The sequence below is a fragment of the Bacillus sp. ISO11 genome, from assembly GCF_003458115.1.
GTDB classification, from domain to species: Bacteria; Bacillota; Bacilli; order Bacillales; family Bacillaceae_G; genus Bacillus_A; species Bacillus_A cereus.
On record NZ_QXCO01000065.1, the window covers coordinates 1 to 14,029 of the forward strand.

Genomic DNA, 14,029 nt, shown 5'->3' on the forward strand with positions numbered 1-14,029 from the left:
ATTTTTCCACTTTCTGTACCATCTAAATATCGTTTCACCGCTTGGATTTTTTCTTTTGAAGAAAATTTAGCCATAAAAAATGCACCTCCAATTGTTAGACTGTGTCTAACAATTGGGGTGCACTTCAACAATTATTATTTGTGGAATGGCTTTTTTATTTTCAAAAATTGAATGTAATATTTTGTTCATACTCCGTTCATAAACTTTGCTTAAAATAATTGCAGCGAATATAGAAAGTTTACAACAGGAGGAATAGAATGAAGAAATTATATAATGCGGCATTTATTTACTTAATTATTGGTTTATTATCAGGTGTATTTGCAAGAGAGTATTCGAAAGCACAAGGAATTAAAGGATCCACAATGTTGCAATTAGTGCATACACATGTATTAGTGCTCGGTTTTGTATTCTTTTTAATTGCTTTAGCCTTATGTAAAGTGTTTCATGTACAAGAAACAAAGAGCTTTTGTGCATGGTTTGTTGTTTATAATGTAGGAGTAATCTTTACTATTGCTACAATGCTATGGAGAGGTCTTCTACAAGTAAATGGAACTGACTTTTACGGTTTAAGCCATATGGCTGGATTAGGTCATGTTATTATAAGTGTCGGGCTCGTTTGGTTTATGATTTTGCTCAAAAAGTCTTTTAAATAGATAGGAGTGGGAAGAGTATGATAGCACTTTTATCAAGTATTTTAGCGGTTTGTATGGCTGTTGGTGTCATGTTTCTGCGCTTTAAAGCAGCGAAAAAGCCGGTAACGAAAAAGAAAATTATATTGCCGCCAATTTTTATGAGTACAGGCGCAACGATGTACTTTTTACCAGAGTTTCGATTAACATCGTTAGAAATAGTTGAGGCAATTAGTATAGGGCTTATCTTTTCTATTTTTCTTATTAAAACAACTAAGTTCGAAATAAAAGGCGAACATATATTTATGAAACCGTCAAAAGCATTCATATTTATTTTAGTAGGCTTATTAGCTGTACGCGTGGCATTAAAGTCATATTTAAGCCAATCAATTGATTTGGCAGAGTTAAGCGGCATGTTTTTCTTACTTGCATTTGCGATGATTGTGTCGTGGAGAATTGCAATGTATCGCTCGTTTACTAAATTAAAAAAGACAATAAAAAGAGCTGGAATTTCTATATAGGAAATCCAGCTCTTTTTATGTTTTATTAGAATTCTTTAGCTCGGAACTCATTTGCTTAATTTTAAACGTATTTGAGCATCTTGTAATGCAGCAGGTGTAACGTTAAGACCATTTTGATCAACAATTTTTGTGTTTAATAAAATGGAATCTAAGCTTCCACGAAATGTTTGTGTATAGTTTTGGCGCAACATTTGTTGTTCTTGTTTTTCATCAACTGTTAATCCATTCGCTTTTTCTTTTTTTGACAATTCGTTAATACGGAATAAAATGTTTTGCATTTTGTTCACCTCTTATTTAAATTTAAATTAGTAACTTACTAATTTATAGTTATTGTAACTTGTTTAGTTGCCTGTGTCAATACTATCTAAAATTTAGTTAAAAATTGACGAAAAATTATAACAATAATAGAATGAAGTGTATTGAATAATTAGTTTCACAATTATACATAAAACGCTAGGGGGATTATCATGAAATCAACATTTTTTGCTCAAAATAGAGAACGATTAGCAAACACATTACCAGAGGGGTCTATTACGATTTTATTTGCGGGACAAGCACCGCATATGTCAGCTGATGCACATTATAAATTTGTACCGAATCGTAATTTTTACTACTTAACGGGAATCGATGAACCAAATGTTATTTTTATGCTGAAAAAGGTTGGAAGTAGTGTTGAAGAAACACTTTTCATTGAAAAGTCAGATCCAGTAATGGAAAAATGGGTCGGTAAAACAGTTTCTAACGAAGAAGCAGAGAAAATTTCAGGTATAAAGAAAGTTGTATATTTAGATAGCTTTGAAAAGACAATGTCAAATATACTTTTTACAGAAAATGCGAAGCATCTATATTTAGATATAGAACGTCGTGATTGGAATGGTACGGAGACAAAAACATTAGCATTTGCTAAACATGTAAGAGAAAAATACCCACACGTAACAATTGGTAATGTATATCCGAACATTTGTGAATTACGAGTATTTAAAACAGAGGAAGAAATTGAAATTATTAAAGAAGCGATTGCTATAACGAAAGACGGTATTTACAACGTACTTAAGCATGCAAAAGCAGGCATGATGGAGTATGAATTAGAAGCACAATTTGATTTTACACTGAAGTCATCTGGCATTAAGTACCATGCGTTCAATACAATTTTGGCGAGTGGGAAAAATGCTACAGTTCTTCATTATGAAGATAATGATGCACAAATTCAAAATGGTGACTTAGTATTACTAGATTTAGGTGCTCAAAAAGACTACTATAACGCTGATATTAGTTATACATTCCCGGCAAATGGAACATTCTCTAGTCGCCAAAAACAAATTTATAATATTGTATTAAAAGCATTAAAAGAAACAACAGAGATTATTAAGCCAGGATTAAAGTTCGCTGCATTAAATGAGCATACAAAAAAGGTACTGGCAGAAGAGTGTAAAGCAATTGGTTTAATTCAAGAAGATGAAGAGTTATCAAAATACTATTATCATGGTGTCAGCCATTTCCTTGGTTTAGATACACATGATGTAGGAACATATAAAGATAGAGTGTTAGAAGAAGGTATGGTTATAACAATTGAACCTGGTCTTTATATTGAAGGAGAATCAATTGGAATTCGTATTGAAGATGACATTCTTGTAACGAAAGACGGGTATGAAAACTTGTCAAAAGATATCATTAGGGAAGTTGAAGAAATTGAAGAATTTATGAGTGTAAATAATGAACATGTAAAAGGAAACCAAGCTGTAGTAAAATAATAAAAGAGTCATCACTAAATTATTTGAACTTTATCTCGAATCGTGGACAATTAAAAAATCCATGATTCGGGATAGGGTTCTTTTCTTCGAAATACTAATCTTTAATTATTAATCCTAATAAAGTAGCAAACTGAACAGCTTGATATGTCGATACTTTACATCCTCTTAAATCGTTCACTGAAACTGTAAGTGTATCAAAGGTAGAAGAACTAATATCTATCCCCTTCAGTGATGTCTGATCAAAATTAGCTTCATCAAGACTACATAATTGGAATTCAACTTTTTTAAGTTTACAGTCAAAAAAATCTGCATTATTTAATGAAGTTTCATTGAAGATGATTTTTTCTAGTTTAGAATTTCCAAATGCCGCTAAATTCAAAATTGAATTCTCAAATTTAACATTTCCTAAGCTAGATCCTGTGAAATTTACTCCGATTAATTTACTGTTTTTAAATTCGACTCTGTGAACAGAAGAATTGCTTAAATTAACATTTGATAAATCACAGTTTTCAAAACAAACATCTGTAATATCAATATTGCTAAAGTCTGTATTAGTAAACTTACAGTTTTTTATCACCGCATCATATAACCGCACTCTATCTACAGATTCATTTTCGAAAGTGGAGTCTATAATTTCACACACTTCCAATGTTGGATCTTCTTCATAAAAAATATCTTGAAAATTCTTTGAAGATAACTCTGGTGAAATTTTTGGTCTATCAATTTTCATCGTATATCAATCCTCTTCTATTTGATATATTTGTGTAATTTGAGTCCATTGTCTGTGAGGAACATTAGTTCTTATTATACAGAAATCTAAGTTCTTTTGTGAAGAGCATTTTAGCTACATTTTTCTTATTTAATAATAGCAGTGTTATTGTTTCTTAAGAAATAACGTCAAAACAAATACGAGAACGGCTAATATAGTCGCTACAAGGAAAGCATTTTGTATTACTAAAATATTCGTCTCTTGTAATGTCTCCGCTTTTAGTAATTTTCCAATTAGCTTACGTAAGAGCTAATTACATCTCCTTATTTTCTTGAAAATCAATTTCTATAATGATTTTGAAAAAGAATAAGGAGGGATTGTCCATGAAGCGAGTTGTATTAGCAGCCGTTACTGTCTCTGTAATATTTTTAATTGCTGCCTGTTCTGTGACGACAAATACAACAAATGATCATAAAAATATGAATGATAACAAAACACTACAGACTGAAACAGCTACAAAACCATTGAAGGTTGAAAAAGGGCCAGAAGTTACTTTAATAGCGAAAGAAGAAAAGCAAAAATTAAGTAACGGTGTTATTGTTCCAGTCTGGACATTTAATGGCTCATCTCCTGGTCCAGAAATTCGAGTGAAAAAAGGTGAAAAGGTGAAAGTGACATTAAAAAATGAATTATCTGCACCAGTATCTATTCATTGGCATGGATATCCTGTCCCAAATAACATGGATGGAATTCCGGGCGTGACACAAGATGCAGTTGAACCAGGAAAAAGTTTCACTTACGAATTTGAAGCGAACGTACCAGGAACGTACTGGTATCACTCGCATCAAGATTCTGTAAATCAATTAGATAGAGGTTTGTATGGAGCGCTCATTGTAGAGGATACAAAGGAAAAATATGATAAAGATTACACATTACTGTTGGATGAATGGGTTACAGATAAAGAAGAAATTAAAAAGCAGTTAAAAGAAATGACAAAAGGGCAAATAGGTAATAAATCTAAAGGTGATGAAAATACGAAAAAGAATGATGATAAGAACGGCATGGATCATTCTGGTATGGACATGGGCAGTGATCAAAAAGACTCTGGCAATATGGCAGGAATGGACCATGGAAATATGAAGATGGAAGGTCATGATATGAGTATGTATGATTTATTCACAATCAATGGAAAAAGCGGTGATTTAGTAGTGCCATTGAAAGTGAATAAGAGAGATAAAGTTCGTCTTCGACTTGTTAATGCTGGTTATCTATCACATGATATACATGTTCACGGTCATGATATAAAAGTAATTGCGACAGATGGTCAACCAATAAACAATCCAAAAGTTATAAAGGATAAAGTAATTTCAATCGCACCGGGTGAACGTTATGATATTGAATTTACTGCTAATAATCCTGGGAAGTGGTATGTTGAGGACCATTCAAAAAATAAAGGTGCAAAAGGAATGAAAGCTGTTATTGAGTATGATGGCAGCAAAGAGATGAAAGATAAAGCAGATGAAAAGGGAAAATTAGCGAAATTAGATATGACGAAATATGGTGCTAAAAAATTAGGTAGTTTCACGTTAAATCAAGAGTATACTGCCACATATAATATGGACTTAAATACGCAAATGAATGAAAATGAAATGGTATATACAATTAACGGAAAGGTATTTCCGGATATTGACCCAATTCAAGTAAAAAAGGGTGATTTAGTAAAAGTGAAATTGGTAAATCGTTCTAAAATGGATGATCACCCAATGCATTTACACGGGCACTTCTTTCAGGTGTTGAGTAAAGATGGAAAACCGATAGAAGGTTCTCCAATTGTAAAAGATACATTGAACTTAAAACCAGGAGAAGAATATGAAGTAGCCTTTGTAGCAGACAATCCCGGTGAGTGGATGTTCCACTGTCACGACCTACATCATGCTTCAGCAGGGATGGTAACGGAAGTGAACTATACAGATTATAAATCTGACTATGTTCCAAACCAAAACATTCCTAATAAGCCAGAATAATAGGAAGCAGTTATCCTATGGATAGCTGCTTATTCATTTTTGTTGCAAGTACTAATGTATATGTTGATTATGCCCAGGTGAAGGTGCAGGAGTATGATGTGGGAATGTCGCGAATACGGCAACGATAATTACTACACTAATTGAAAGTAATAACAAAAAACGCTGTTGGATAAAAGTAGAAAAGTTCTCCGATAACAATTGAATCACACAGGACATAGTAATCGTTATAGTAAGTAAAAGGCTAATGAACAATATACTATGAGCTTGTTGAGCGTTTAACATTTCTGTAATCATTGCTCCCATCATACTTGCCATTAATCCAGAGAACAGTCCTTCTAAAGCAGTATATAGGTGAAAACGTAGACCCACTAAAAAACCGATAAAACCACTAATTAAAATAGCAAGTAAAGTAGAATATAGTAATTCCCCCTTAAAGAGAATGCCTAAATAAAAACCAATACTTAAACCGATACTCATACTAAAAGACATAATAAATACCATATACTCCATTAGGGTACCCTTACGTTTAGAAATATTGGATGCAATAAGAATTGAGGTACAGCAAAGTGTTAAGGTAGTTAACGTATAAGCAAACATTATGATACCTCCTTGTCCTATCGTTCATTTCATCATATGTGTACTTATGATAATTTATATCTGCATATTATCTGCACAATTTCATAGATGTAAGCAAAGGAACGCCTGATTTTTTAGGGCGTCTTTTTTAATTGTAAGCATGTGAAAGAAATTGTTATATTATGAGTTTCTATTGTGAAGCCATAAAGAATAAGCGTATAATATTATAGGTCTCACATTTGCGAGACAAACCGCGAATGATAAATAAGATTGTTGTTTTATCATCGCTTCTAAACATATAGACAATGAAAGTAACACTGGAATACAGATAGGGAGTTATAAAATGAAATTAATTATTGCCGAGAAACCAGATCAAGGGTTGGCTCTTGTTTCACAGTTTAAATATCGCCGGAAAGATGGATATTTAGAAGTAGAAGCAAATGAGTTATTTCCAAATGGAGCGTACTGTACATGGGCAATTGGTCATTTGACGCAGTTATGTAATCCAGAGCATTATCACGCAGAGTGGAAAAAATGGTCACTTAATACATTACCGATGATTCCAGAGCGTTTTCAATTTGAAGTAACAAAGTCAAAGTATAAGCAATTTAACGTTGTGAAACAGCTGTTACATAATCCACAGGTAACAGAAATTATTCACGCAGGCGATGCTGGGCGTGAAGGGGAACTAATCGTACGAAATATTATTAATCTTTGTAATGTGCAAAAGCCGATGAAGCGTCTATGGATTTCGTCTTTAACGAAGCAAGCTATTTATCAAGGGTTTAAAAATTTACTTGATGAATCAGATACAATTAATACGTATTACGAAGCATACACAAGATCTTGTGCTGACTGGGTTGTTGGTATGAATGCATCACGTGTGTTTAGTATTTTGCTAAAGAAAAAAGGAATGAATGATGTATTTTCTGCTGGTCGTGTCCAAACACCAACGTTAGCATTGATTGTAAAGCGTGAGAAAGAAATTGAAAACTTTAAGTCAGAGCCTTTCTGGGAAGTGTTTGCAACCTTTAATATAGAAGGAAAGAAATATGACGGGAAATGGGAGAAGGATAATGAATCCCGCTTAAAAGACCCTGATATGGCGAATAAAATTGCGGCATTTTGCCAAGGGAAACCGGCTGTTGTGAAGGAAATGAAAACGGAGCGTAAAGAGTTTCAGCCGCCGCTTTTATTCAACTTATCATCACTGCAAGCAACGGCAAATAAAGCCTTTAAGTTTTCACCGAAAAAGACGCTTGATATAACGCAAGCACTCTATCAAAAAGGGATTGTTTCTTATCCACGTTCAGATTCTAACTATGTTACTCAAGGAGAAGCAGCGACTTTCCCTGATATTTTACAGAAGTTAAGTCAGTTTGATGAATATAAAGGCTTATTACCGGCACCAATTGAATCCATTATGAACAATAAGCGTTATGTGAATGAAAAGAAAGTAACAGATCACTACGCAATTATTCCGACAGAGCAAGTTACAAACCCAAGCAGACTATCCGGTGATGAAAAGAAAATTTACGATATGATTGTAAGAAGGCTCATTGCAGCTCATTATGAAGTTGCAATCTTTGACTATACAACAATCATTACGCTTGTAGATGAACGCGCTGAATTCATTTCAAAAGGAAAACAGCAAATTCAAGAAGGTTGGCGTAAAGTTATTTTCCAAGACGATAAAGATGACGAAACCATTCTTCCAATTGTAGCTGAAGGCGAAGAGGGAAAAGTTGTAAAGGTGAAAGTGAAAGAAGGAAAAACACAGCCACCGAAGCGTTATACAGAAGGACAACTTATTACGTTAATGAAAACAGCCGGTAAGTATTTAGAGAATGAAGAGCTAGAGAAGGTATTGAAGAAAACAGAAGGTTTAGGTACGGAAGCGACCCGCGCGGGTATTATTACGATGCTGAAAGACCGTAAATATATAGATGTAAAGAAAAACCAAGTGTATGCGACTGATAAAGGAAAAGTATTAATTACCGCAATTGGTGACAAAATACTAGCTTCACCGGAAATGACTGCGAAATGGGAACAACGTCTTGCGGAAATTGGTGAAGGTACAGCTTCACCAGCAACTTTTATGGAACAGACGAAAAAGCTATCAGCTAAAATTATTGAAGACGCAGTGGAAATGTCTGAGAAGTGGGATTTCACGGGACTACATGTTGAATCGATTGAACGAAAAGGATCGAAATTTACAACGGGTAAAAAGGTTGGTAGCTGTAAAAAATGTGATGGCGATGTAATTGATAAATCAACGTTTTACGGTTGTTCTAACTATAATACAACGCAATGTGATTTCACCATTTCAAAGAAGATATTAAGTAAAACAATTTCGCAAAAGAATATGACAAAGCTCTTAAAAGGTGAAAAGACTGATTTAATTAAAGGTTTTAAAAAGGGCGAGAAAACGTTTGATGCGAAATTAGAGTGGAAAGATAATAATATTAATTTTGTATTTGAGAATTAATTTGTTAAAAGAGCATGACATAAAATTGTCATGCTCTTTTGTTTTTCTTTGATATAAAATTTAACGATAAAAAAAATCCTTTAAATAATAATTTTTTATTGTAAAACGATAAATTTTGTATTAAAATCAAAATCATAATAAATGAGTGAGGTGCTCTTGTTAAAAGGTAACAACCTTATTTTAAAATTAGAGGAGGTATAACTATGAACAGTAACAATTTGATTGTTAAAAATATGGATAACCCCCATGAGTTGGAGAAGATGTATAGAAAAGATCCGAAAGCTTTTAAAAAAGCATTCTCACAAGCATGGGACCAAAACCCTGATTCTCAAATTCTAGGTGCTTGGTATGAAAGGTTGCATTTCAAGGAGAAAGTAAATAAAGAAAAAACATCTTTGTTTCAAAAAGGCTTCTTATTCATGGGCCTTTTAGCTATTCTGGCCGGCATAAGCACCAGGATCATTTTCCACTTTGTTGAGCAGGAAGCAATTGCTCCAATAAACTTGGCTTTTGGTGTAATTCCCTTTATTGCTGCTTATTTTGTTTACAATAATAAGCCGAAAAAAAGTATTATTTATTCCCTTATAGCGTTATTCCTAGTTTCCGGGGTGTATCTTAATACATTGCCAATAAATTATAAAGACAGTACCATACTTGCTTATTTACATCTTCCTATATTTTTATGGGTCTTAGTAGGGCTTGCGTTTACAGGAAATGAATATTCAAAAGGCGGTACAAGATTAGCCTATATTAAATTTAATTTAGAATATTGTCTTCTCTACGGGAGCATGGCAGTGAGCGGAATGATACTAGCAATATTCACCATGCGTTTATTTAGCTTTGTTGACTTAGATATAGGAGAGTTCTATTTTAGTAATGTTGTTTTATTTGGAGCAGCCGCTCTCGCTATTGTGACTGCATACTTAGTATCAATGAATCTTAAGCTTGCTAAAAATATTACACCATACATATCTAAAATTTTTAGTCCTCTCGTCCTGATCACCTTGCTTATCTATCTTATAACGGTAATTTGGGTCGGGAAAAATCCATTCTTGGATCGCAATTTCCTAATGGCCTTCAACGGAATACTGCTTGGTGTATTGGCTGTTACTATATTTTCTATCGTTGAGAGTGACTCGGACGAGAAAAAGAACATTTCAGATTATATAAATTTTTCCTTAATTGTTTTGGCACTTATTATTGATACTGTTGCATTGTCAGCCATCGTATTTAGACTTTCTTCTTACGGGATTACACCTAATAGACTAGCTGTTTTAGGTGTAAACATACTGATCTGGGCAAATCTAATTTGGATTATGTTTTCCTATATGCGTTTCTTGCAAAATAAATCAGGACCAAAAGCTATCCAAGATGCCGTTACGAAGTATTTGCCAATATACGGACTTTGGGCAGCTTTCGTTATATTTACGTTTCCTATCATTTTTAATTAGAAAGGATCTGTTAATGTAACGAAAAGTTAATTCTCTATAACATATAACATTTTTAGAGCCCATCGATTTATAATGGATATTATTACGTTTGTAGTTTCGGTAATTTCATTTGTATTGATAAATAAGAAGTAAGTGTTGTATGTAATCTTTCCATAATAAAAAACGTCCCAAAATGGGACGTTTTTTATTATGCATATTGCCGTTTTTTCTTAATAAGCAACAAAACTTGTGACACACAAGCTAGTACCGGTAACTCAATCAATGGTCCAATAACGAGTGCAAGTGCGATAAGAGGTTCGTCTGGAAAAGCGGTCACAGCGATAGCGAGTGCAACAGGTGAGTTTCTTGCTAACGTTGTTAAGCTTAGACTTACTGTATCTTTGTAAGATAAATGCATCATGCGCCCGATAAATTGTCCTAGTAAAAAATTAATGATGAAGAACAATAGAACAGGAACGAGTAATAATAAAACAACATTCATATTTTGTAGTAAATATTTACCTTGTGATGCAAACATCGCTACTATTGCTAAACTTAAAAATACAATTTGAGCAGAGCTGAAAAAAGGAATGAGTTTATTCTCGAGAGGTTCAGCTTTTTTCATTTTATTCATAATGAACTTTGTAGCGTGTGCAAGTATAAATGGTAAGACGATTACGATAACAATACTTTCTACTAAAACAGAAATCGCTACAGTTTTCATGACACCAGCAAATAAAAATAAATAAATGGGAAGGAGCAGTACTTGCAAAATTAAATTTACAGGTAAAATTGCAGTAGAAAGTGCTACATTACCTTTCGCTATTTCAGTAAAGATTAAGTACCAATCTGTACATGGAGTAACCATTAACATTATAAATCCAACCCAAAGTGCTGGATGATCGGAAAGAAATAGTGCCCCTAACCCCCAAGCGAGTAAAGGTGTCCATAAGAAGTTAATAGTAAGACTTGTTCCAGCAAATTTTAAATTGCGAAATCCGTTTTTTATTTCTTTTAATGGGATGCTGAGGAATAATCCATATAGCATGAAGAATAAGAAGGGGACAATAAATTTGTCTGAATACGTATGTATCATATTAAATTGTCCGAGTACGATGCCGCATGTAACAGCAAAAAGAATAATAAAAGTTTGAATCTTTTCTATAGTGCTCATGAATAAATCCTTTCTATATATGAATTTTCCTCTCTAAGTTTATTATACAAGTAATAAAGATGTATTTGGTGTTCAATTGTATCTCGCTTAATATTTTTAAGTCGAGATTTTATTTTTCATTAAAAGTTACTTGACTAAAGTAAGTGGCTATATTACAATCACTTACATAAGGTAATTAAATAACAAAAAGTTGCAATGGCGTAACTTAAGGTATCTATTGGAACTTTTTCTTAGAATAAGAATTTTTATGATGATGAATAATGAATATGAAAAGAAAGATTAGGTGAAGAAAATGGGACTATTTAGCTCATTATTTGGTAAAAAAGAAGAAAATACGACTGTAGAGGGGAATAAAAAAATGTCGAAAGTATTATTTGTAAAAGCAAACGATCGTCCAGCGGAGCAAGCAGTTAGTTCAAAAATGTATGAAACATTTGTAAGTACTTATAAAGAAGCAAATCCAAATACAGAAATTACGGAATTAGATTTATTTGCATTAGATCTTCCTTATTACGGAAATATTGCGATTTCAGGTGGATATAAACGTAGCCAAGGTATGGAGTTAACAGCTGAAGAAGAGAAGGCAGTTGCTACAGTAGATCAATATTTAAATCAATTTTTAGAAGCTGATAAGGTTGTATTTGCATTCCCATTATGGAACTTTACAGTACCAGCACCATTAATCACATATATTTCATACTTATCTCAAGCTGGAAAAACGTTTAAATATACAGCAAATGGCCCAGAAGGTTTAGTTGGTGGTAAGAAAGTAGTTGTGTTAGGTGCTCGTGGTTCAGATTACTCTTCAGAGCAAATGGCTCCTATGGAAATGGCAGTTAATTACGTAACAACTGTACTTGGATTCTGGGGAATTACAAATCCAGAGACAGTTGTAATTGAAGGACACAATCAATATCCAGATCGTTCACAACAAATTGTTGAAGAAGGTCTAGAAAACGTTAAAAAAGTAGCAGCAAAATTTTAATTCATGATAGTAAATGGAAAAACCAACATGGATGACTATGTTGGTTTTTTAGTCTATTTTTCATGTTAAAAAATGTATATTTATAAAATAAAAGAAAAGTTCGAAAATAGTATTGCAAAATATTATATAGCAAACTATAATGAATTCAAGAATAGTTGATACTTAAATTAAATATTCAGAAAATTCAATTAGTTAAAATTGGAAAATGAGATAAGGAAACTTGAATGGGGGTTATATTATGGCGAATAAAGTACCGTTTTCGTTCATAGTAGTTATTGGATTAATGTTATTTGCACTATTTTTTGGAGCGGGAAATTTAATTTTTCCAGCGATGCTTGGTCAATCAGCTGGAGAGAATGTATGGATTGCTAACGCTGGATTTTTAGTAACTGGTGTTGGATTACCATTACTAGGTGTACTAGCATTTGGTTTTTCAGGTAAAGATGATTTGCAGTCGTTAGCTAGTCGTGCTCACCCAGTGTTTGGGATTGTGTTTACAACAGTTTTATACTTAGCGATTGGTCCGTTATTTGCAATACCAAGAACAGGAAATGTTTCTTATGAAATTGGTCTTAAGCCGTTTATGCCAGAAGGAGTAGGTTCTACACCTTTAATTCTTTTCACAATTATATTCTTTAGTATCACTTGTTTTTTTTCGCTAAATCCCGCGAAAATTGTCGATATTGTTGGAAAAATCTTAACGCCAATTAAGTTGACTTTCATCGGTATTTTAGTAATCGTTGCTTTTATACATCCGATTGGAGATATGCAAGCACCAGTGGAAGCTTATACATCACATGCATTCTTTAAAGGATTCCAAGAAGGATACTTAACGATGGATACGCTAGCATCATTTGTATTCGGGATTATCATTATCAATGCTATTAAAGAAAAAGGTGCGAAAACGAAAACACAAATTATGGTCGTTTGTGCAAAAGCGACAATTATTGCAGCATCTATTTTAGCAATTATCTATACAGCACTTTCTTATATGGGTGCTTCAAGTGTTGCAAAGCTTGGACATTTAGAGAACGGCGGAGAAGTATTAGCGAAAGTTTCTAACTACTATTTCGGATCATATGGCGGAGTATTATTAGGATTAATGATTACAGTAGCTTGTTTAACAACTAGTGTGGGACTTGTATCAGCATGTTCTTCATTCTTCCATAAGTTATTCCCAAATGTTCCTTACAAAGCAATTGCAATCACGCTATGTGTATTTAGTGCAATTGTTGCAAACGTAGGATTAACACAGTTAATCGCAGTTTCTGTTCCAGTATTAACAGCAATTTATCCACTAGCAATCGTATTGATTTTCTTAACATTCTTCCATTCATTATTCAAAGGAAGAGCTGAAGTTTATCAAGTGAGCTTAATCGTAACATTTATCATCAGCTTATTCGATGGATTAAGTGCAGCTGGAGTTAACATTGAAGTAGTAAGCCAAGTGTTCACTAAATTCCTTCCGATGCAGGAAGTAGGATTAGGCTGGATCTTCCCAGCGATTATCGGTGGATTTATCGGATATGGCATTAGCGTTGTAAAAGCAAAAAACCAAGTTCAACCAGCAACTAGAGCGGATAAGAAAATAGGTTAAATAAAAAAAGTTATAGACTTTAAAATGTACCCTATAGAATAGACACTTGAAAAAAGTCTATTCTATAGGGTATTTCTTGTATAATAAAAGGAAAATTGAGATCGGAGAATGTTGAAAATGACAAAAAAACTATTTACAGAAAGAG

The 14,029-nt window shown here is 33.3% G+C and carries 12 protein-coding genes; 8 read left to right on the top strand and 4 right to left on the bottom strand.

Annotation, left to right across the window (positions count from 1 at the left end; translation table 11 throughout):
* The first annotated feature begins 257 nt into the window (after positions 1-257).
* Together D1166_RS30320 and D1166_RS30325 are read left to right on the top strand one after the other, a co-directional pair.
* Positions 258-653, top strand: a complete 396-nt coding sequence (locus tag D1166_RS30320; RefSeq protein ID WP_000737863.1) for a DUF2871 domain-containing protein — start codon at positions 258-260, stop codon at positions 651-653.
* 17 nt (positions 654-670) lie between these two features.
* Positions 671-1,150, top strand: coding sequence for a CcdC family protein (locus tag D1166_RS30325; RefSeq protein ID WP_000561046.1), 480 nt, complete (start codon positions 671-673; stop codon positions 1,148-1,150).
* Between the two features lie 47 nt (positions 1,151-1,197).
* Here D1166_RS30325 and D1166_RS30330 read toward each other — a convergent pair whose 3' ends face one another.
* Positions 1,198-1,428 (bottom strand): DUF896 domain-containing protein, encoded by a 231-nt coding sequence (locus tag D1166_RS30330; RefSeq protein ID WP_001179612.1) that lies wholly within the window; start codon positions 1,426-1,428, stop codon positions 1,198-1,200.
* A 189-nt stretch (positions 1,429-1,617) separates the two neighbouring features.
* Between D1166_RS30330 and D1166_RS30335 the strand changes: the two genes are divergently transcribed.
* Complete coding sequence (locus D1166_RS30335) at positions 1,618-2,901, top strand: aminopeptidase P family protein (protein ID WP_000842970.1); 1,284 nt, start codon at positions 1,618-1,620, stop codon at positions 2,899-2,901.
* 94 nt (positions 2,902-2,995) lie between these two features.
* Here the strand turns inward: D1166_RS30335 and D1166_RS30340 are convergent, their stop codons facing one another.
* On the bottom strand, positions 2,996-3,631 hold the full coding sequence (locus tag D1166_RS30340) for a pentapeptide repeat-containing protein (protein WP_000687273.1): 636 nt from the start codon (positions 3,629-3,631) through the stop codon (positions 2,996-2,998).
* Between the two features lie 362 nt (positions 3,632-3,993).
* Between D1166_RS30340 and D1166_RS30345 the strand changes: the two genes are divergently transcribed.
* Positions 3,994-5,634, top strand: coding sequence for a multicopper oxidase family protein (locus tag D1166_RS30345; RefSeq protein WP_097855754.1), 1,641 nt, complete (start codon positions 3,994-3,996; stop codon positions 5,632-5,634).
* Positions 5,635-5,685: 51 nt separating this feature from the next.
* On the opposite strand, the gene D1166_RS30350 is transcribed toward D1166_RS30345, so the two are convergent.
* Complete coding sequence (locus D1166_RS30350) at positions 5,686-6,231, bottom strand: hypothetical protein (protein WP_069605410.1); 546 nt, start codon at positions 6,229-6,231, stop codon at positions 5,686-5,688.
* Between the two features lie 322 nt (positions 6,232-6,553).
* Here D1166_RS30350 and topB point away from each other — a divergent pair, with 322 nt between their 5' ends.
* Positions 6,554-8,698, top strand: coding sequence for a DNA topoisomerase III (topB, locus tag D1166_RS30360; RefSeq protein WP_097855753.1), 2,145 nt, complete (start codon positions 6,554-6,556; stop codon positions 8,696-8,698).
* A 203-nt stretch (positions 8,699-8,901) separates the two neighbouring features.
* The gene (locus tag D1166_RS30365; RefSeq protein ID WP_001087657.1) at positions 8,902-10,149 is read left to right on the top strand and encodes a DUF4153 domain-containing protein; all 1,248 of its coding nucleotides are present in this window, start codon (positions 8,902-8,904) and stop codon (positions 10,147-10,149) included.
* A 187-nt stretch (positions 10,150-10,336) separates the two neighbouring features.
* Here the strand turns inward: D1166_RS30365 and D1166_RS30370 are convergent, their stop codons facing one another.
* The gene (locus tag D1166_RS30370; protein ID WP_097855752.1) at positions 10,337-11,302 is read right to left on the bottom strand and encodes an arsenic resistance protein; all 966 of its coding nucleotides are present in this window, start codon (positions 11,300-11,302) and stop codon (positions 10,337-10,339) included.
* A gap of 292 nt (positions 11,303-11,594) precedes the next feature.
* On the opposite strand from D1166_RS30370, the gene D1166_RS30375 reads away from it, so the two are divergent.
* The gene (locus tag D1166_RS30375) at positions 11,595-12,287 is read left to right on the top strand and encodes an FMN-dependent NADH-azoreductase (RefSeq protein WP_000522529.1); all 693 of its coding nucleotides are present in this window, start codon (positions 11,595-11,597) and stop codon (positions 12,285-12,287) included.
* A gap of 238 nt (positions 12,288-12,525) precedes the next feature.
* Entirely contained in the window at positions 12,526-13,884 is a 1,359-nt protein-coding gene (brnQ, locus tag D1166_RS30380; RefSeq protein ID WP_001284785.1) for a branched-chain amino acid transport system II carrier protein, read from the top strand.
* Positions 13,885-14,029: the final 145 nt, after the last annotated feature.